Consider the following 17837-nt stretch of genomic DNA (forward strand, 5'->3'; position numbering starts at 1 on the left):
ACGCTTAGAACGTCTGCCCCAGCGAGAATTGGAAGATCTGGGTTTCGGCTTCTTCCGGCTTTTTCACCGGCATCGCCAGGCTGAAGCTCAGCGGGCCGAGCGCGGTGATCCAGGTCACTCCCAGGCCGACCGAGGCCGCCATGTTGGAGAAATCGATGGAGCCGCAGTCTTTCGTGGTCACAGGATACTGAGCAGTGCCGGAGCCATACTGGCATTTCGAGTCGAAGACGTTACCCACATCCCAGAACAGGGAGGTACGCAGGGATTTCTGGTCCTTCACGAAAGGCATGGGGAACAGGATCTCGGCGCCGCCGGTGATCATCACGTTACCACCGAAGGCGAGGTCATCCTGGTCGGGGTCGTTGATCGCCGGGGTACTGCGCGGCCCAAGGGTGCTGTCCTTGAAGCCTCGAACGGAGTTGAAGCCACCGGCGTAGTAGTTCTCATAGAACGGCAACCCATCGCTGGAGCCGTAACCGTCCCCATAGCCCAGTTCGGTATGGAAGCGCAGGGTGTAGTTCTCGGTCAACGGCGTGAACAACTGGCCGCGGTAGTCCAGCTTGTAGAACGACAGGTCGCTGCCCGGCGTGGTCGTTTCCAGGGTCAGGCTCTGGGAATGGCCACGGGTCGGCAGGGTGCCCCGGTTGAGGGTGGAGTCCGACCAGCCGATGGACGCCTTGAAGTTGGTGAAGCTGTCGCCCTCGCGATCGATGAAGTCGTAGATTTCACCAACGGTGTAGGTACCGGTGCTGATCTCGTCCTTCTGTACGGTCAGGCCGAAGGTCAGGCGGGACGTTTCGCTGATCGGGTAGCCGAAGTTCATGCCCGCGCCCAGGCTGTCTACCGCGTAGCTGGCCACGTCGACGTCGAGGTCGTCGTAGTCGGTCTTGCGGTAGAAGGCGTTGTAGCCAAGGCTGACGCCATCCGGGGTGTAGTACGGGTCGACGAAGCTGAAGTTGTAGCGGGTCTGGTACTCGGAGCGGGTCAGGCCGATGCTGACCTTGTTACCCGTACCCAGGAAGTTGCTCTGGCTGATGGAGCCGCCCAGGATCAGGCCCGCGCTCTGGGCGAAGCCCACACTGGCGGTGATCGAGCCGGAGGGTTGTTCTTCCACCGAGTAGTTCACGTCCACCTGGTCGTCGGTGCCAGGCACCGCCGGGGTTTCCACGTTCACTTCCTTGAAATAGCCCAGGCGCTCCAGGCGCGTCTTGGACTGGTCGATCAGGTAGGTCGAAGCCCAGCCGCCTTCCATCTGGCGCATTTCACGGCGCAGTACCTGGTCTTCGGTCTTGGTGTTGCCGCGGAAATTGATGCGGTTCACGTAGGCACGCTTGCCGGGGTCCACGGCGAAGGTGATGTCCACGGTGTGGTCGTCGTCATGGGGCTGGGGCACGCCGTTGACGTTGGCGAAGGTATAGCCCTCGTTGCCCAGACGGCGGGTGATCAGGTCGGAGGTGGAGGTCATCACCTTGCGCGAGAACACCTGGCCGGGCTTGACCAGCAACAGGTCGCGGATCTGCTCCTCGGGCACCTTCAGGTCGCCGGACAGCTTGACCTCGCGCACCTTGTACTTCTCACCTTCGTTGATATTGATGGTGATGTAGACGTGCTTCTTGTCCGGGGTGATGGACACCTGGGTGGAGGCGATGTCCATGTTGATGTAGCCGCGGTCCAGGTAATAGGAGCGCAGCCGCTCCAGGTCGCCGGACAGCTTCTCGCGGGCGTACTTGTCGTCGTTCTTGAAGAACGACAGCCAGTTGGTGGTCTTGAGTTCGAACAGGTCGACCAGATCCTGCTCGGGGAACACGGTGTTGCCCACCACGTTGATGTGCTGGATGGCCGCCACCGTGCCTTCGTTGATCTTGATCTTCAGGCCCACGCGGTTGCGCGGCTGGGTGACCACCTCGGTGTCCACCGTGGCCGAATAGCGGCCCTGGGCCACGTACTGGCGCTGCAGCTCGTTGCGCACGCCCTCGAGGGTGGCGCGCTGGAAGATCTCGCCCTCGGCCAGGCCCGACTGCTTTAGGCCCTTGAGCAGGTCGTCGCTGGAGATGGCCTTGTTGCCTTCGATTTCGATGCTGGCGATCGAAGGCCGCTCCACCACGTTGATCACCAGGACGTTACCGTCGCGCCCCAGTTGAATGTCCTGGAAGAAGCCGGTCTTGAACAGCGCGCGGGTCGATTCCACCAGCGTGCGGTCGTCGGCCTGTTCGCCCACGTTCAGGGGCAAGGCGCCGAAGACGCTGCCGGCGGACACCCGCTGCAGGCCGTTGACTCGGATATCGGAGATGGTGAAGGACTCGGCTTGAACTTCGGCGATCATCAGTGCGGACAGCACCGCGGTAAGCAGCAGACGTTTCATGAAGTCCTTTCTTATTCCAACAGGCAATAAACAAACTGCCGCATAGGCGGCAGGTTCGCAATTGTGCGACTCATTACAACCGACCCAGGTCGTTTATCAGGGCAAGCAGCATGACGCCGACCACCAGACTGATACCGATCTGAACCCCCCAGCCCTGTACCCGATCGGACACCGGGCGACCCCGAACCCACTCGATCAGGTAGAACAGCAAATGCCCCCCATCCAGGACGGGAATGGGAAGCAGATTGAGAACCCCGAGACTGATGCTTAGATAAGCAAGGAAATTCAGGAAATCCCCAAGGCCCGACTGGGCCGAAGCGCCCGCCACTTTAGCAATGGTTATCGGTCCGCTCAAGTTTTTTACGGACAGCTCGCCGAACAGCATTTTCTTCAGCGAATCAAGGGTCAGGACGCTCATCTCCCAGGTGCGGCGCATGCCTTCGACCGCGCCGTCGAGCAGGCCATAGCGAACCTCGCGCAGCATCTCCGCGGGCCAGGCAACAGGCGTAACCCCGGCGCCGAGATACCCGGTGGCAGCCTCGCCCTCCCCTTTGCGGGCCAGGGTAACGGGGATATCCACCGCTCTGCCGTCACGCTCGACCTGCAACACCACGGAACGATCCGGCCGCTGACGCACGGCATCCACCACCTGCTGCCAATCGGCCAGGGCGACCCCGTCAAGGGCGAGCAAACGATCGCCAGATTTCAGCCCGGCGGCATGGGCTGGCCCCTTGGGCTCGATTTCAGCCAGCACCGGTTCCAGCACGGGTCGCCATGGGCGAATACCCAGGGAATGGACCGGATCGGGCTCTTCGCTTCCCTTGAGCCAGGCGACCAGGTCAAGGTCGTGCAGGCTGGTGCCGCCATTTTCCTCATTGACCCGGATGTGCAAGGTACCGGTCTCGCCCAGGCGTCGTACCAGCTCCATGTTCACGCCGGACCAGCCCGAGACAGGCTCGCCATCGACCTCGACGATCTCCTGGCCGGCGCGCAAGCCGGCGCCGGCTGCCAGGCTGCCGGATTCGACGGCGCCGATCACCGGACGGACCTGCTGGCTGCCCAACATTGCCAGGCCCCAGAAGAACACGATGGCCAGCAGGAAATTGGCGATCGGCCCCGCGGCCACGATGGCGATGCGCTGGGCCACGGGCTTGCGGTTGAAGGCCTGTTCCCGTTGTTCGGCAGGTACCTCGGCCTCGCGCTCGTCGAGCATTTTCACGTAGCCGCCAAGGGGAATCGCGGCCACCACATACTCGGTTCCCTGCTTGTCGGACCAGCGCAGCAGTGGCGTACCGAAGCCCACGGAGAAGCGCAGGACTTTCACCCCACAGCGACGGGCCACCCAGAAGTGCCCGAATTCATGGAAGGTTACCAATACCCCAAGGGCAATCAGGGTACCGACCAACATATATAGCGCGCTCATAGGTATCTCCGCTGCGGCCGGGCGCCTGTATTCATGCCCGGAGCGAGGTCATCGGAACTCATCGGCCACGCCGAGTCAACCACTGCTCGGCCAAACGTCGCCCCCTGTCGTCGGCGGCGAAAACCGCCTCAAGGTTTTCAAGGCGCTGCCCGGGCTCTTGCGTCAGCACCGCTTCGATCATGCTCGCGATCTCGGTGTAGCGGATGCGCCGGTCGAGAAATGCGGCCACGGCCACTTCGTTGGCGGCATTGAGCAAGGCGGGCGCGTTCCCACCCGCCTCGGCCGCTTCTCGCGCCAGGCGCAGGCACGGGAAACGGGCTTCGTCCGGGGCATGGAAGTCCAGGCGGGCGACGGCGAAGAGGTCCAGCGCCGAGACGCCGGAATCGATCCGCTCGGGCCAGGCCAGGGCATTGGCGATAGGGGTGCGCATGTCCGGGTTGCCCAGTTGGGCCAGTACCGAGCCGTCGACGTAGTCCACCAGGGAATGGATCACGCTCTGGGGGTGAACCACTACTTCCACCTGGGCGGGACGGGCATCGAACAGCCAGCAGGCTTCGATCAGCTCCAGCCCCTTGTTGGCCATGGTGGCCGAATCCACTGAAATCTTGCGCCCCATGGACCAATTAGGATGCGCGCAGGCTTGCTCCGGTGTCACTTCGGCCAAGGCCGCCAGTGGGGTTTCCCGGAAAGGGCCACCCGAGGCCGTCAGCAGGATACGACGCACCCCTACCCTGGCCAGCCCCTGTGCATAGTTGCCCGGAAGGCACTGGAAGATGGCATTGTGCTCGCTATCGATGGGCAGCAACACGGCAGCATGCTCACGTACAGCCTGCATGAACAGCCCGCCGGACATGACCAGCGCTTCCTTGTTGGCCAGCAACACCTTCTTGCCCGCGCGTACCGCCGCCAGGGTAGGCGGCAAACCGGCGGCGCCAACGATGGCAGCCATGACCGTATCCACATCGCTGGCAGAGGCGACTTCGCACAGGCCTGCTTCGCCGTACAGCACATCGGTGGCCAGACCCAGTTCGCGCAACCGGGGCGCGAATGCGTCAGCGTCGGCGGCGGTAGCCACCACTACCACCCTGGGGCGATGTTGCCGACACAGGCGCAGCAGCTCATCCAGACGAGCGTACCCGGTCAGGGCATGGATTTCATACAGGTGCGGATGGCGAGCGATGACATCCAGGGTGCTCTGCCCGATCGAGCCAGTGGCGCCGAGCACGGTGATACGTTGGCGGCTATTCACATCGCACCCCAGCCGGTTGCCCACAAGACTACGGCGAACACCGGAACGGCCGCGGTAAGGCTGTCGATACGATCCAGCACCCCCCCATGGCCGGGCAGCAGCTGACTACTGTCCTTGATGCCTGCCTGACGCTTGAACATGCTTTCCGTCAGGTCTCCCACCACCGAAATGAGCACCACGAGGGCGACAGTCAGCAGCGCGCCGAGCACGTGCATACCGCTCCAGCCGCGGACAAGCCCGGTGATCAGCGTAACGGCAAGGGCGATCCCCAGGCCACCATAGAGCCCCGCCCAGCTCTTGCCAGGGCTGACGGCAGGCGCCAGCTTGCGCTTCCCGAAGGCGCGCCCGGAAAAATAGGCACCAATGTCCGCCACCCAGACCACCACCATCACAGCCAGGATCAGCCAGTTCCCCTGCCCGGATGGCCACTGCTTCAGCAGCCATAGGCCTTCCCACGCTGGCAGGAGCACGAGCAAGCCCACCAGCAGCTTGCAGGCGATGCTCGACCAGAGCCGCGCGGAGCCGGGATAGGTCAGTACCAACCAGGTGGCCAGCGCCCACCAGAGCACCGCCAACCCGAGCAGCCAGGGCGCCAACCCAGGTACCAGGAACAATATCACGAGCCCAGCGGCTACCAGGACGGCGAAAAGCCCCCGCTGGGGCTGCCCTTCGAGGCCGGCCAAGCGGGCCCACTCCCAGGCACCGAGAACCACCACCGCGCCGATGAAGAGAGCGAAGGCCACGCCTTCCAGCAGAAAAAAGCCGCACAAGGCCAACGGGAACAGGACCAGGGCGGTAAGAATGCGTTGCTTGAGCATCAGGCGCGGGCTCCAGCCTCGATCTGCTCGCTGGTCTTGCCGAAGCGACGCTGTCGGGAGGCGAAATTGGCCAGCGCGCTGCGCATGGCCTCGTGTTTGAAGTCCGGCCAGTAGAGGTCGGAGAAGTACAGCTCAGCATAGGCCAGCTGCCACAGCAGGAAATTGCTGATGCGATGCTCCCCCCCAGTGCGAATGCACAGGTCTGGCAACGGCAGATCACCGGTTGCCAGGCATCCCTGGAGTAGCTCGGGGGTAATTTCATCCGGACGCAGGGTCCCGGCCTGGACCTGGCGCGCCAACTGCTGGGCCGCCTGGGCTATATCCCATTGCCCCCCGTAGTTGGCGGCGATCTGCAGCACGAACCGACCGTTGCCCGCGGTGAGCGCCTCGGCCTCTGCCATGGCCGCTTGCAGCTCGGGATGGAAGCGGCCGCGGTCGCCGATGATGCGAAGGCTGATGTTGTTTTCATTCAGGCGGCGCGCTTCACGCCGCAACATGGTGAAAAACAGCTCCATCAACGCGCCCACTTCATCGGCGGGCCGCTGCCAGTTCTCGCTGGAGAAAGCGAAGAGGGTGAGCACTTCCACCCGAGCCTCGGCACAGACCTCGATCACGGCGCGCACCGCGTCCACGCCGGCCTTGTGGCCCGCCACCCCTGGCAGCAGGCGCTTCTTGGCCCAGCGGTTGTTACCGTCCATGATGATCGCCACATGCCGCGGAACGGATGCTGGCGCTACCCACTTCGTCTTTTCCATGGAAACGCGCAGTTCCTTCTTATACTGCCATCAGGTCGGCTTCTTTGGCCTTCACTGCAGTATCGATCTCGGCCACGAACTTGTCGGTCAGCTTCTGGATTTCATCAGCGGCGCGACGCTCTTCGTCTTCGCTGATTTCCTTTTCCTTGACCAGGTCCTTCAGCTGGCCGAGGGCATCGCGACGGATGTTGCGCACGGCAACCCGGGCGTCTTCGGCAGCTTCGCGAGCCTGCTTGGTGAAGCCCTTGCGGGTTTCCTCGGTCAACGGCGGCATGTTTACCAGGAGCAGTTCGCCAAGGTTGGTCGGATTCAGGTTCAGGCCGGCGTTCTGGATGGCTTTGTCCACCGCGCCAAGCATGTTGCGCTCGAAGGCGACCACCTGCAGGGTACGGGCGTCCTTGACGGTGACGCTGGCGACCTGGTTGATCGGGGTGTCAGCCCCATAGTACGGAACCATCACGCCAGTGAGGATGCTGGGGTGGGCCTTGCCCGTGCGAATGCGGCCGAAAGCGTGATCCAGCGATTCGATGGATTTCTGCATGCGCGTCTGCGCGTCTTTCTTGATTTCGTTGATCATTGTTCGCCTTCCTCGATCAGGGTGCCTTCGCCACCGCCCACAACGATGTTGAGCAGGGCCCCAGGCTTGTTCATATTGAAGACTCGCAGCGGCATGTTGTGGTCACGGCACAGGCAGATGGCCGTGAGGTCCATGACGCCGAGCTTGCGGTCGAGTACTTCGTCGTAGGTCAAGCGGTCGAACTTCTCCGCGTGAGGGTCCTTGAACGGATCGGCAGTGTACACCCCGTCGACCTTGGTTGCCTTGAGCACAACGTCAGCGCCTATTTCGATGCCGCGCAGGCAGGCAGCCGAATCGGTGGTGAAGAACGGGTTGCCGGTGCCCGCGGAGAAGATGACCACGTCGCCGCTATTCAGATGACGAATGGCCTTGCGGCGATCGTAGTGATCGGTCACGCCTACCATGGAGATCGCGGACATGACGATGGCGGAGATATTGGACCGTTCCAGGGCGTCGCGCATGGCCAGGCCGTTCATCACGGTGGCCAGCATACCCATGTGGTCGCCGGTGACGCGGTCCATGCCGGCCGCGCTCAGGGCCGCCCCACGGAACAGGTTGCCTCCTCCGATCACCAGCCCTACCTGCACGCCGATGCCGACCAGCTGGCCGACTTCGAGAGCCATGCGGTCCAGTACCTTCGGATCGATGCCGAACTCTTCCGAGCCCATCAGGGCTTCGCCGCTTAACTTGAGCAGAATGCGTTTATAGCGAGGTTGACGACCACTCACCTGCTGGGCCATTGCGTATCTCTCCTGCGGCGTTCTCGAATATTCCAGGCCTTGGCCTGCTTGCAACATGGCGCTTTCGGCGCCTGCCGCCCCGTGCCGTGCTCGGGCGGGCTTCACTTTGACAAAGAGGCTGCGCGCGTGAGCGGGCAGCCTCTCTGGGGTGACAGATGGAACCTGTCTTATTGCTTGCTTGCGGCAGCCACTTGAGCGGCAACTTCTTCTGCGAAGTTGTCGACCGGCTTCTCGATGCCCTCGCCTACCTTGAAGTAGGTGAAGGATACGATCTCGGCGCCGCCCTGCTTGGCCAGGGTGCCTACGGTGACTTCAGGGTTCTTGACGAACGCCTGCTCGACCAGGCTCGCTTCGGCCAGGAACTTCTTGATACGGCCAGCCACCATGTTTTCCACGATGTTCTCTGGCTTGCCCTTGATCTTTTCCTCGTTCAGCTGCATGAATACAGCCTTCTCGCGATCGATGGCTTCCTGGGAAACCTGGGAAGGGTGCAGGAACTCGGGATTGCTGGCCGCCACGTGCATGGCGATGTCCTTGGCCAGTTCGACGTTGCCGCCCTTGAGCACAACTGCCACGCCGATCTTGTTGCCGTGCAGGTAGCTACCGACCACATCGCCCTCGACACGAACCAGGCGACGAATGTTGACGTTCTCGCCAGTCTTGCCAACCAGCACCAGGCGGTCGGATTCCATGGCTTCGATCAGCGGCTCGACGGTGGTCAGCTTGTCGCTGAAGGCCTTGTCGGCGGCAGCGGCCACGAACGCCTTGAAGTCGTCCTGCAGGGCCAGGAAGTCGGTCTGGGAGTTGACTTCCAGCAGCACGGCGGCTTTGCCGTCGTCCTTGATTGCGATGGCGCCTTCAGCGGCCACGTTGCCCGCTTTCTTGGCAGCCTTGATGGCGCCGGAGGCACGCATGTCGTCAATGGCTTTCTCGATGTCGCCGCCGGCCTTGGTGAGGGCCTTCTTGCAATCCATCATGCCTTCGCCGGTGCGCTCGCGCAGTTCTTTGACCAGCGCCGCAGTAATTTCTGCCATTTCAAAATCCTCTTGAACAGGTTTTCGGCCATACCGCCCGCGTGGAAACGGGCATTGAAATTCTGACCCGCCAGGCTGTTACGGCCTCGACGGGTGGCAAAAAGGGGGCCTAGCCCCCTTTTCGCTTACCGAGCCATTTTCAGGCGCGGTCGACTCAGCCTTCTACGGCCTCGCTGGTCGCGTCCTGGGCGAATTCGCCAGTGCCGGCAGCGACATTGTTGCGGCCACGGATAACGGCGTCAGCCATCGAACCCATGTACAGCTGGATGGCGCGGATGGCATCGTCGTTGCCAGGGATCACGTAGTCAACGCCTTCAGGGCTGCTATTGGTATCGACAACGCCGATGACCGGAATGCCCAGTTTGTTTGCTTCGGTGATCGCGATGCGCTCGTGCTCGACGTCGATGACGAAGAGCGCGTCAGGCAGGCCGCCCATGTCCTTGATGCCACCCAGGCTGCGATCCAGCTTTTCCAGGTCGCGGGTACGCATCAGGGCTTCTTTCTTGGTCAGCTTGGCGAAGGTGCCGTCTTCGGCCTGGGTTTCCAGGTCGCGCAGGCGCTTGATCGACTGACGGATGGTCTTGTAGTTGGTCAGCATGCCGCCCAACCAGCGGTGGTCGACGTAGGGCGAACCGCAACGTGCGGCTTCCTCGGCGACGATCTTGCCAGCGGAACGCTTGGTGCCGACGAACAGGATCTTGTTCTTGCCCTGGGCCAGTTTCTCAACGAAGCTCAGCGCGTCGTTGAACATCGGCAGGGTTTTTTCCAGGTTGATGATGTGAATCTTGTTGCGCGCGCCGAAAATGAACTTGCCCATTTTCGGGTTCCAGTAACGGGTCTGGTGGCCGAAGTGCACACCGGCCTTCAGCATATCGCGCATGTTGACTTGGGACATGATAGTTCCTTGATAAGTCGGGTTAGGCCTCCACGCATCCCAATGATCCAACCCAAGGCCGCAAGGCCCGGGCACCCAGGTCATCGTGTCGATACGTGTGTGGGTTAGAGCTCTACAGGGCTACCCCCCGCAAAGCGGCGCACTTTATATCACGAAAGGCCTGTAAAGAGAACCGCCAATGGCGCCTTCTCCACGCCAGGGATACGATCGGGCGACCTGCGCGGCCGACGGCAGGGCGCGCGCCTATGATAGAATCGCTGCCTTGCAATTTTTTCACCCGCACCGCTGGTGCCGAGAGAGCCCGTATGACCGTTATCATCAAAACCCCCGAGGACATCGAAAAGATGCGCGTCGCTGGCCGCCTGGCCGCCGAGGTGCTGGAAATGATCGAGCCTCACGTCAAGCCAGGGGTCACCACCGAGGAGCTGGACCGCATCTGCCACGACTATATCGTCAACGAGCAGCACGCCATCCCCGCCCCGCTCAACTACAAGGGCTTCCCCAAGTCCATCTGCACGTCCATCAACCATGTGGTGTGCCATGGCATCCCCAATGACAAGCCGCTGAAGGATGGCGACGTCCTGAACATCGACATCACCGTGATCAAGGATGGCTACCACGGGGACACCAGCCGCATGTTCCATGTGGGCAACGTGCCGGAATGGGCGCAACGTCTTTCCCGGGTCACCCAGGAATGCATGTACAAGGGCATCGAAGTGGTACGTCCTGGCGCGCGCCTGGGAGATATCGGCGAGGTCATCCAGAAGCACGCCGAGAAGAACGGCTATTCGGTAGTCCGTGAATACTGCGGCCACGGCATTGGCAAAGGCTTCCACGAAGAACCGCAGGTGCTGCATTACGGCCGGGGCGGTACTGGCGAGGTGCTCAAGGAAGGAATGATCTTCACCATCGAGCCGATGATCAACCAGGGCAAGGCCGACACCCGTCTGTTGGGCGATGGCTGGACGGCCATCACCAAGGACCGCAAGCTTTCGGCCCAGTGGGAGCATACCGTGCTGGTGACAGCTGATGGCTATGAGATCCTCACGCTGCGCCGTGACGACACCCTGGCACGTACTTCGGCGCGATGAATCGCGCCTGACAAGGGTTCTATAGAAGGAAGGCGAGCGATGCCGCAGGTAGATCCGGAATTGTTCGATCGCGGCCAGTTCCAGGCGGAACTGGCGCTCAAGGCCAGCCCCGTGACGGCTTTCAAGAAGGCCATCCGGCAAGCTCGCGAGGTATTGGACGCGCGCTTCGCCAGCGGCCGGGACGTACGCCGCCTGGTGGAGGATCGCGCCTGGTTCGTGGATAACATCCTGCAACAGGCCTGGGCCCAGTTCGAGTGGAGCGATGAAGCCGATATCGCCCTGGTTGCGGTAGGCGGCTACGGCCGCGGCGAGCTGCATCCCTACTCCGACATCGACCTGCTGATCCTGCTGGAACACGCCGATCACGAAGTCTTCCGCGATTCCATCGAACGCTTCCTTACCCTGCTCTGGGACATTGGCCTGGAAGTGGGGCAAAGCGTGCGCTCGGTGGACGAATGCGCCCAGGAGGCCCAGGCGGACCTGACGGTGATCACCAACCTGATGGAATGCCGCACCATCGCCGGGCCCGAGCGGCTGCGCAAGCGGATGCTGGAAGTGACCGCGCCCGAACGCATGTGGCCAAGCAAGGCCTTTTTCCTGGCCAAGCGCGAAGAACAGCGGGCCCGGCACCACAAGTACAACGACACCGAATACAACCTGGAGCCCAACGTAAAAGGCTCCCCAGGTGGGCTACGCGATATCCAGACCATCCTCTGGGTAGCCCGGCGCCAATACGGCACGCTCAACCTGCAGGCGCTGGCCGGCCAGGGCTTTCTCCTGGAAAACGAAAGCGACCTGCTTGCAGCCTCTCAGGAATTCCTGTGGAAGGTTCGCTACGCCCTGCACATGCTGGCCGGGCGCTCCGAGGACCGCTTGCTGTTCGACTACCAGCGGCGCATCGCCGAGCTGCTGGGCTACCAGGACAGCAACGCCAGGCTGGCCATCGAAGCGCTGATGCAAAAGTACTACCGGGTGGTCATGCGCATCGCCGAGCTGAGCGACCTGATCATGCAGCACTTCGAGGAAGAGATCCTGGCGGACGAAACCGGCGCCAGCCTGCAACCGATCACTGCGCGTTTCCAGCAGCATGACGGCTACATCGAGGCCACCGCCGAAAACATCTTCAGGCGGTTCCCGTTCGCCATCCTGGAAATCTTTGTGCTGATGGCCCAGAACCCCGCCATCAAGGGCGTCAGGGCCAACACCATACGATTGCTGCGCGAACACCGTCACCTGATCGACGATCAGTTCCGCCACGATATCCGCAACACCAGCCTGTTCATCGAGCTGTTCAAATGCGAGATCGGCATCCATCGCAACCTGCGGCGGATGAACCGCTACGGCATCCTGGGCCGTTACCTGCCCGAGTTCGGCCATATCGTGGGCCAGATGCAGCACGACCTGTTTCATATCTATACCGTGGACGCGCACACGCTCAACCTCATCAAGCATCTGCGCAAGCTGCAATACACGCCGGTCTCGGAGATGTTCCCGCTGGCGAGCAAGGTCATGTGTCGGCTGCCCAAGCCCGAGCTGATCTACATCGCCGGGCTGTACCATGACATCGGCAAGGGCCGCAACGGTGACCACTCCGAGCTGGGCGCGGTAGATGCCCGGGCCTTCTGCGAACGGCACCAGTTGCCGCCCTGGGACAGCCGGCTGATCGTCTGGCTGGTGCAGCACCACCTGGTGATGTCCACCACGGCCCAGCGCAAGGACCTTTCAGACCCCCAGGTGATCCACGATTTCGCCCAGCTGGTTGGGGACGAAGTGCACCTGGACTACCTTTATGTGCTCACCGTGGCCGACATCAACGCCACCAACCCCAGCTTGTGGAATTCCTGGCGCGCCAGCCTGCTGCGCCAGCTGTACACCGAGACCAAGCGCGCCTTGCGCCGCGGCCTGGAAAACCCGCTGGACCGAGAAGAGCAGATTCGCCAGACCCAGGCCGCGGCGCTCGACATCCTGGTGCGCGGTGGCACCGACCCGGATGATGTCGAGCAGCTGTGGAGCCAGCTGGGCGATGACTATTTCCTGCGCCACACGGCCGCTGACGTGGCCTGGCACAGCGATGCGATCCTCCAGCAGCCCGCCGACGGCGGCCCCCTGGTGCTGATCCGGGAAACCACCCAGCGGGACTTCGAAGGCGCTACCCAGATCTTCATCTATGCGCCGGACCAACACGATTTCTTCGCGGTGACCGTAGCGGCCATGGACCAGTTGAACCTGAACATCCATGACGCGCGCATCATTACCTCCAGCAGCCAGTTCACCCTGGACACCTATATCGTGCTGGACAACGACGGTGGCTCCATTGGCAACGATCCGGAGCGAATCCGACGAATCCGCGACGGCCTGAACGAGGCGCTGCGCAATCCTGACGACTATCCCACCATCATCCAGCGTCGAGTGCCACGACAGCTCAAGCATTTCGCCTTCGCACCTCAGGTGATCATCCACACCGACGCCCAGCGGCCGGTGACCATCCTCGAACTGAGGGCGCCCGACCGGCCGGGGCTGCTGGCCCGCCTGGGCAAGATCTTCCTGGAATATGATCTGTCGTTGCAGAACGCCAAGATCGCCACATTGGGCGAGCGGGTCGAAGATGTATTCTTCCTCACCGACGCCCACAACCAGCCCCTGTCGGACCCGCAGCTATGCGCGCGCCTGCAAGACGCCATTGTCGAGCAGTTGAGCGTGGAGCAGGCTCCCGGCATCGAATTGACCCGCCTGAGCATCTAGACCCGAGCCACTGATGAACCACGCCCTGAGCCATTTGCAGCCCTACCCCTTCGAGAAGCTCCGCGCCCTGCTGGCCGGCGCCCAGCCACCAGTGGGCAAGGCACCCATCGCGCTATCGATCGGCGAGCCCAAGCACGCCTCGCCGGCCTTCGTTACCCAGGCGCTGGCGGACAATCTGGACCAGCTCTCCGTCTATCCCACCACCGCCGGCTTGCCGGCCTTGCGCGAAGCCATCGCACAATGGTGCGGGCAGCGCTTCGGCGTGACCGAGGGCTGGCTGGACGCGGCGCGTCACGTGTTGCCGGTCAATGGCACCCGAGAAGCCTTGTTCGCCTTCGTGCAGGCGGTGGCCGAGCGCGACCGGGACGGCTTGATCATCAGTCCCAACCCCTTCTATCAGATCTACGAGGGGGCGGCGATCCTGGCAGGGGTCCAGCCCTATTACCTGCCTTGCCTGCAGACTCATGGCTTCAACCCGGACTTCGCCGCCGTGCCGGCCGAAGTCTGGTCGCGCTGCCAGGTGCTGTTCCTGTGCTCCCCAGGCAACCCGACCGGCGCGCTGATTCCGTTGGATACCCTGAAGGCGTTGATTGCCCTGGCCGACGAGCACGACTTCATCATCGCCGCCGACGAATGCTATAGCGAGCTGTACTTCGACGAAGACGCGCCGCCGCCTGGCCTGCTCAGCGCCTGCGCGGCCCTGGGGCGCACGGACTTCAAGCGTTGCGTGGTGTTCCACAGCCTGTCCAAGCGGTCCAACCTGCCCGGCCTGCGTTCCGGATTCGTAGCCGGCGACGCTGATATTCTCAAGGCCTTCCTGCTGTATCGCACCTACCACGGATGCGCGATGCCGATTCCAACTCAACTGGCCAGTATCGCGGCCTGGCAGGATGAAACCCATGTACGCGCCAACCGTGATCTCTATCGCGAGAAGTTCGCCGCGGTACTGGACATTCTTGGGCCGGTATTGGACGTTCAGCGTCCCGATGGCGGCTTCTACCTGTGGGCAGGCGTGCCCATGAGCGACGAAACCTTCTGCCGCGAGCTGTTCAGCGAGCAGCATGTAACGGTAGTGCCGGGTTCCTACCTGTCCCGAGAGGTGAACGGCGTGAACCCCGGCGCCAACCGGATACGCCTGGCACTGGTCGCGCCACTGGCCGAGTGCATCGAGGCGGCCCAGCGCATCCGCGCCTTTATCGAAGCTCGCCCGTAACCCGAATGCTCGAACTGGACCTCATTCGCTGGACAGCGAAGTGATCACGGTGGGAGCTAGCGCCAGCTAGCGAAAGGCTTTTCTGATCGAGCGCTTTTCGGCAGCCTGGCTGTCTTCCGCCCGGCGTGGCCCCGCCAACGATCAACGCTGGGGCGCGGCCTTGAACTCGCCCTTGGCCAGGGATTGCACGTCGTTACCTAAGGCATCCTGAGCCTGCAGGTCGGCGCCTTTGTCGGCCAGCGCGTGCAGAATGTCTTCGCGCTGGAACAGGGCCGCATACATGGCGGCGGTCTGGCCACTGTGATTACGCAAGTCAGGAGAACAGTCGGCATTGACCAAACGCCGCGCAATGGCCAGCTCCCCCTTGAAGATGGCGCCCATAAGGGCCGTGTTGCCACGAGCATCCTGCGCGCAGGGATCAGCGCCCGCGGCCAGCAACTGCTCCACTGCCGGCTGATGGCCGTGATAAGCCGCCAGGATCAACCCGCTATAGCCTTTGTCATCCTGAACGTTGAGGTCGTACCCTGCCTCGATGAATGCGCCGAGCATGTCCGTATTGCCCTGGCGGGCAGCCTCGAAAAACAATGCCCGCAACTGTGCGCGGGTATCTTCCGGTCCGGGTGAAGCCGCCATGGCCGGACCAAGACACAGAGCGACACAGAGCGCCGCGATATACCTTCTCATGCCTACCTCGCTTAAACATGGCCCATGTCCGGAAACATGGGCCATCCATTATCAGTCTTGCAACTTGGCGGCGAGTGCCTTGACCTTGGCCAGGTCACCGTTGGCAACCTTGGTCACGCCGGTGCCATATTCAGGATCGGCCTTGTACAGATACGAAAGCATGATGTTCTTGCTTTCCGCATCGGTGGTGGACAGGGATTCACCGAAGCTCTGGATCAGGTCCTGGCGGTCCTTCTGGCTATAGGAACGGTACAGGTCGCCAGCCTGCTTGAAGTTCTGCTCACGCTGGATCTTCGCCTGCTGGGTAGTACCGGTCAGGGGCAACTGGCTGTAGCGGGCGCTCTCGTCCTGCGGGCGAGGATTGAGGCGGCTAGGCTCGTAGTTGACCCCGGTGGTGGTGTGCCCCAGGTTCATCGCGCCGTCCTGGTTACCGTTGTTCACCGCTACCCGAGGACGGTTCACCGGCAGGCTCAGCCCGTTGGTGCCAACCCGGTACAGCTGAGTATCGGCATAGGAGAACACTCGGCCCTGCAACAGTCGATCTTCGGAAGGTTCGATGCCAGGCACGACGTTGGCGGGCGCCATCGCAACCTGCTCGGTTTCCTGGAAGAAGTTATCGACGTTCTTGTTGAGCACCATCTGGCCTACCTTGCGCTCCGGCACATCAGGCCAGATCTTGGTGGCGTCGAGTGGGTCGAAGGCGAACTTGGCCAGGTCTTCGGGGTTCAGCACCTGAATGTACAGGTCCCACTTGGGGAAGTCGCCCTTGTTGATCGCCTGCACCAGATCGTTGGTCATGTGGCTGTAGTCCTTGGACTGGACTTGCGCCACCTGGGCCGGATCGAGGTTCTTGATCCCTTGCAGGCTCTTCCAGTGGAACTTCACATAGTGCACTTGGCCCTTGGCGTTGACGAACTTGTAGGCGTGTACGCTATTGCCGTCCATGAAGCGGTAGCCGGCCGGGGTACCTTCATTGGAATAAAGCAGCGTCAGCGTACGCGTGGCTTCGGGAACGTGAGAGAAGAAATCGAACCGGCGGGAGTCATCGTCCAGGTTGGTGCGCGGGTCCGGCTTGAAAGCGTGGACCATGTCGGGAAACTTGATGGCGTCCCGAATGAAGAAGGTGGGGAAGTTGTTGCCCACCAGGTCCCAGTTACCATCGGCCGTATAGAACTTGGTGGCGAAGCCACGCGGGTCGCGCAGGGTTTCAGGCGAGTGGTTGCCATGTACCACCGCGGAGAAGCGTACGAACACCGGGGTATGTTCACCCGCGCGGAATACCTTGGCCTTGGTCAGTTCGCCAAGGTCTTCGGTGGCCGTGAATTCACCTTTCACGCCGGTACCGCGGGCATGCACGACACGCTCGGGAATGCGCTCGCGATCGAAACGCTGCAGTTTCTGGATCAGCTGTACATCCTGCAGAACGGTTGGCCCATTGGGGCCGGCCGTTTGCGAGTTCTGGTTATCGCCTACCGCAGCGCCGTTGTCGCGGGTAAGCGTGTCGGCAAATACCGACGTCATGGCAATCGCGCCGAAGGCAACTGCCCCCAGGGCCTGTCCCGTCAAGGAAGTGAGTTTCATGATATTCCCTATGGAATTATTGTGGTCGAAACCAGACATCGCCACGCCAGGTGACGGTGTCTATCGCTGTTCATCCTAGGGAGTGAGGTGCCTGAACCTGTAATTGAAAGGCGCTATGGTTTTGATAAACAGAAATTCAGGAAATCACGCACAGCTACCGCTATAACTCGCGCGCGGGGCAGCCAGCGATGAGCCATGGCGCCTTGAACATGGCGCGGGCCGGTACGATGCCGCATAATCCACGACCCCTCAATTTTCCGGAGCAGAGGCTGGCGTCCCTGGGTCGCCGCTTTACCATGGCTTACACTCTTTTCGGCATCAAGGCGTGCGACACCATGAAGAAGGCCCGTGGCTGGCTGGATGATCATGGCATCGCCTACGTCTTTCACGACTACAAGACTTCGGGCATCGACCGCGAGCACCTGCGGCAATGGTGCGACGCTCATGGTTGGGAGACTGTCCTCAACCGCGCCGGCACCACCTTTCGCAAGCTGCCGGACGCGGACAAGGCCGGCCTGGACCAGGCCAAGGCCATCGAGCTGATGCTGGCCCAGCCTTCGATGATCAAGCGTCCGGTACTCGATCTCGGCGACCGAACCCTCGTGGGTTTCAAGCCCGACCACTACGCAGCGGCCCTGAGCTGATCAGCCGGCCCTGCCTTTCAAGAGGAACA

At 62.1% G+C, this 17837-nt stretch carries 15 protein-coding genes; 4 read left to right on the forward strand and 11 right to left on the reverse strand.

The window, feature by feature from the left end; translation table 11 throughout:
• Positions 1–4 precede the first annotated feature (4 nt).
• The 9 genes from bamA to rpsB form a co-directional block, all read right to left on the reverse strand.
• Positions 5–2362, reverse strand: a complete 2358-nt coding sequence (gene bamA / locus BN1188_RS09370; RefSeq protein ID WP_040261129.1) for an outer membrane protein assembly factor BamA — start codon at positions 2360–2362, stop codon at positions 5–7.
• Positions 2363–2435: 73 nt separating this feature from the next.
• A complete protein-coding gene (gene rseP / locus BN1188_RS09375; protein WP_040261130.1) occupies positions 2436–3785 on the reverse strand; it encodes an RIP metalloprotease RseP in 1350 nt (449 codons plus the stop codon).
• Between the two features lie 58 nt (positions 3786–3843).
• Positions 3844–5034 carry a 1-deoxy-D-xylulose-5-phosphate reductoisomerase gene (gene ispC / locus BN1188_RS09380; RefSeq protein ID WP_040261131.1) on the reverse strand — a complete coding sequence of 397 codons (1191 nt, stop codon included), beginning with the start codon at positions 5032–5034 and terminating at the stop codon, positions 3844–3846.
• Positions 5031–5852 carry a phosphatidate cytidylyltransferase gene (locus tag BN1188_RS09385; protein ID WP_040261132.1) on the reverse strand — a complete coding sequence of 274 codons (822 nt, stop codon included), beginning with the start codon at positions 5850–5852 and terminating at the stop codon, positions 5031–5033. Before BN1188_RS09385 ends, ispC begins: the two co-directional genes overlap by 4 nt.
• Entirely contained in the window at positions 5852–6607 is a 756-nt protein-coding gene (gene uppS, locus BN1188_RS09390) for a polyprenyl diphosphate synthase (protein WP_040261133.1), read from the reverse strand. Before uppS ends, BN1188_RS09385 begins: the two co-directional genes overlap by 1 nt.
• Before the next feature lie 19 nt (positions 6608–6626).
• Entirely contained in the window at positions 6627–7184 is a 558-nt protein-coding gene (gene frr / locus BN1188_RS09395) for a ribosome recycling factor (RefSeq protein WP_040261134.1), read from the reverse strand.
• The gene (pyrH, locus tag BN1188_RS09400; protein ID WP_040261135.1) at positions 7181–7924 is read right to left on the reverse strand and encodes a UMP kinase; all 744 of its coding nucleotides are present in this window, start codon (positions 7922–7924) and stop codon (positions 7181–7183) included. Before pyrH ends, frr begins: the two co-directional genes overlap by 4 nt.
• Positions 7925–8091: 167 nt before the next feature.
• Entirely contained in the window at positions 8092–8958 is an 867-nt protein-coding gene (gene tsf / locus BN1188_RS09405) for a translation elongation factor Ts (protein ID WP_040261136.1), read from the reverse strand.
• 154 nt (positions 8959–9112) lie between these two features.
• Positions 9113–9853 carry a 30S ribosomal protein S2 gene (rpsB, locus tag BN1188_RS09410; protein WP_040261137.1) on the reverse strand — a complete coding sequence of 247 codons (741 nt, stop codon included), beginning with the start codon at positions 9851–9853 and terminating at the stop codon, positions 9113–9115.
• A 305-nt stretch (positions 9854–10158) separates the two neighbouring features.
• On the opposite strand from rpsB, the gene map reads away from it, so the two are divergent.
• The 3 genes from map to dapC are packed head-to-tail and all read left to right on the forward strand — an operon-like array spanning position 10159 to position 14899.
• The gene (gene map / locus BN1188_RS09415; RefSeq protein WP_040261138.1) at positions 10159–10944 is read left to right on the forward strand and encodes a type I methionyl aminopeptidase; all 786 of its coding nucleotides are present in this window, start codon (positions 10159–10161) and stop codon (positions 10942–10944) included.
• A 39-nt stretch (positions 10945–10983) separates the two neighbouring features.
• Entirely contained in the window at positions 10984–13686 is a 2703-nt protein-coding gene (locus BN1188_RS09420; protein WP_040261139.1) for a [protein-PII] uridylyltransferase, read from the forward strand.
• A gap of 13 nt (positions 13687–13699) precedes the next feature.
• Positions 13700–14899: a succinyldiaminopimelate transaminase gene (gene dapC, locus BN1188_RS09425; RefSeq protein ID WP_040261140.1), complete on the forward strand. Its 1200-nt coding sequence runs from the start codon at positions 13700–13702 to the stop codon at positions 14897–14899.
• A gap of 141 nt (positions 14900–15040) precedes the next feature.
• Here the strand turns inward: dapC and BN1188_RS09430 are convergent, their stop codons facing one another.
• Positions 15041–15571: an ankyrin repeat domain-containing protein gene (locus BN1188_RS09430; RefSeq protein WP_408633600.1), complete on the reverse strand. Its 531-nt coding sequence runs from the start codon at positions 15569–15571 to the stop codon at positions 15041–15043.
• A 63-nt stretch (positions 15572–15634) separates the two neighbouring features.
• Entirely contained in the window at positions 15635–17104 is a 1470-nt protein-coding gene (gene katB / locus BN1188_RS09435; protein ID WP_052469245.1) for a catalase KatB, read from the reverse strand.
• 356 nt (positions 17105–17460) lie between these two features.
• On the opposite strand from katB, the gene BN1188_RS09440 reads away from it, so the two are divergent.
• Positions 17461–17808: an ArsC family reductase gene (locus BN1188_RS09440; RefSeq protein ID WP_040261449.1), complete on the forward strand. Its 348-nt coding sequence runs from the start codon at positions 17461–17463 to the stop codon at positions 17806–17808.
• Positions 17809–17837: the final 29 nt, after the last annotated feature.

The sequence above is a fragment of the Pseudomonas massiliensis genome (assembly GCF_000826105.1).
Taxonomy (GTDB): Bacteria; Pseudomonadota; Gammaproteobacteria; order Pseudomonadales; family Pseudomonadaceae; genus Aquipseudomonas; species Aquipseudomonas massiliensis.

Bases quoted from the DNA above. Each gene is read 5' to 3' on its own strand.
- bamA (WP_040261129.1), bottom strand. From the start codon at position 2,362: ATGAAACGTCTGCTGCTTACCGCGGTGCTGTCCGCACTGATGATCGCC.
- rseP (WP_040261130.1), bottom strand. From the start codon at position 3,785: ATGAGCGCGCTATATATGTTGGTCGGTACCCTGATTGCCCTTGGGGTA.
- BN1188_RS09385 (WP_040261132.1), bottom strand. From the start codon at position 5,852: ATGCTCAAGCAACGCATTCTTACCGCCCTGGTCCTGTTCCCGTTGGCC.
- uppS (WP_040261133.1), bottom strand. From the start codon at position 6,607: ATGGAAAAGACGAAGTGGGTAGCGCCAGCATCCGTTCCGCGGCATGTG.
- frr (WP_040261134.1), bottom strand. From the start codon at position 7,184: ATGATCAACGAAATCAAGAAAGACGCGCAGACGCGCATGCAGAAATCC.
- pyrH (WP_040261135.1), bottom strand. From the start codon at position 7,924: ATGGCCCAGCAGGTGAGTGGTCGTCAACCTCGCTATAAACGCATTCTG.
- tsf (WP_040261136.1), bottom strand. From the start codon at position 8,958: ATGGCAGAAATTACTGCGGCGCTGGTCAAAGAACTGCGCGAGCGCACC.
- rpsB (WP_040261137.1), bottom strand. From the start codon at position 9,853: ATGTCCCAAGTCAACATGCGCGATATGCTGAAGGCCGGTGTGCACTTC.
- map (WP_040261138.1), top strand. From the start codon at position 10,159: ATGACCGTTATCATCAAAACCCCCGAGGACATCGAAAAGATGCGCGTC.
- BN1188_RS09420 (WP_040261139.1), top strand. From the start codon at position 10,984: ATGCCGCAGGTAGATCCGGAATTGTTCGATCGCGGCCAGTTCCAGGCG.
- dapC (WP_040261140.1), top strand. From the start codon at position 13,700: ATGAACCACGCCCTGAGCCATTTGCAGCCCTACCCCTTCGAGAAGCTC.
- katB (WP_052469245.1), bottom strand. From the start codon at position 17,104: ATGACGTCGGTATTTGCCGACACGCTTACCCGCGACAACGGCGCTGCG.
- BN1188_RS09440 (WP_040261449.1), top strand. From the start codon at position 17,461: ATGGCTTACACTCTTTTCGGCATCAAGGCGTGCGACACCATGAAGAAG.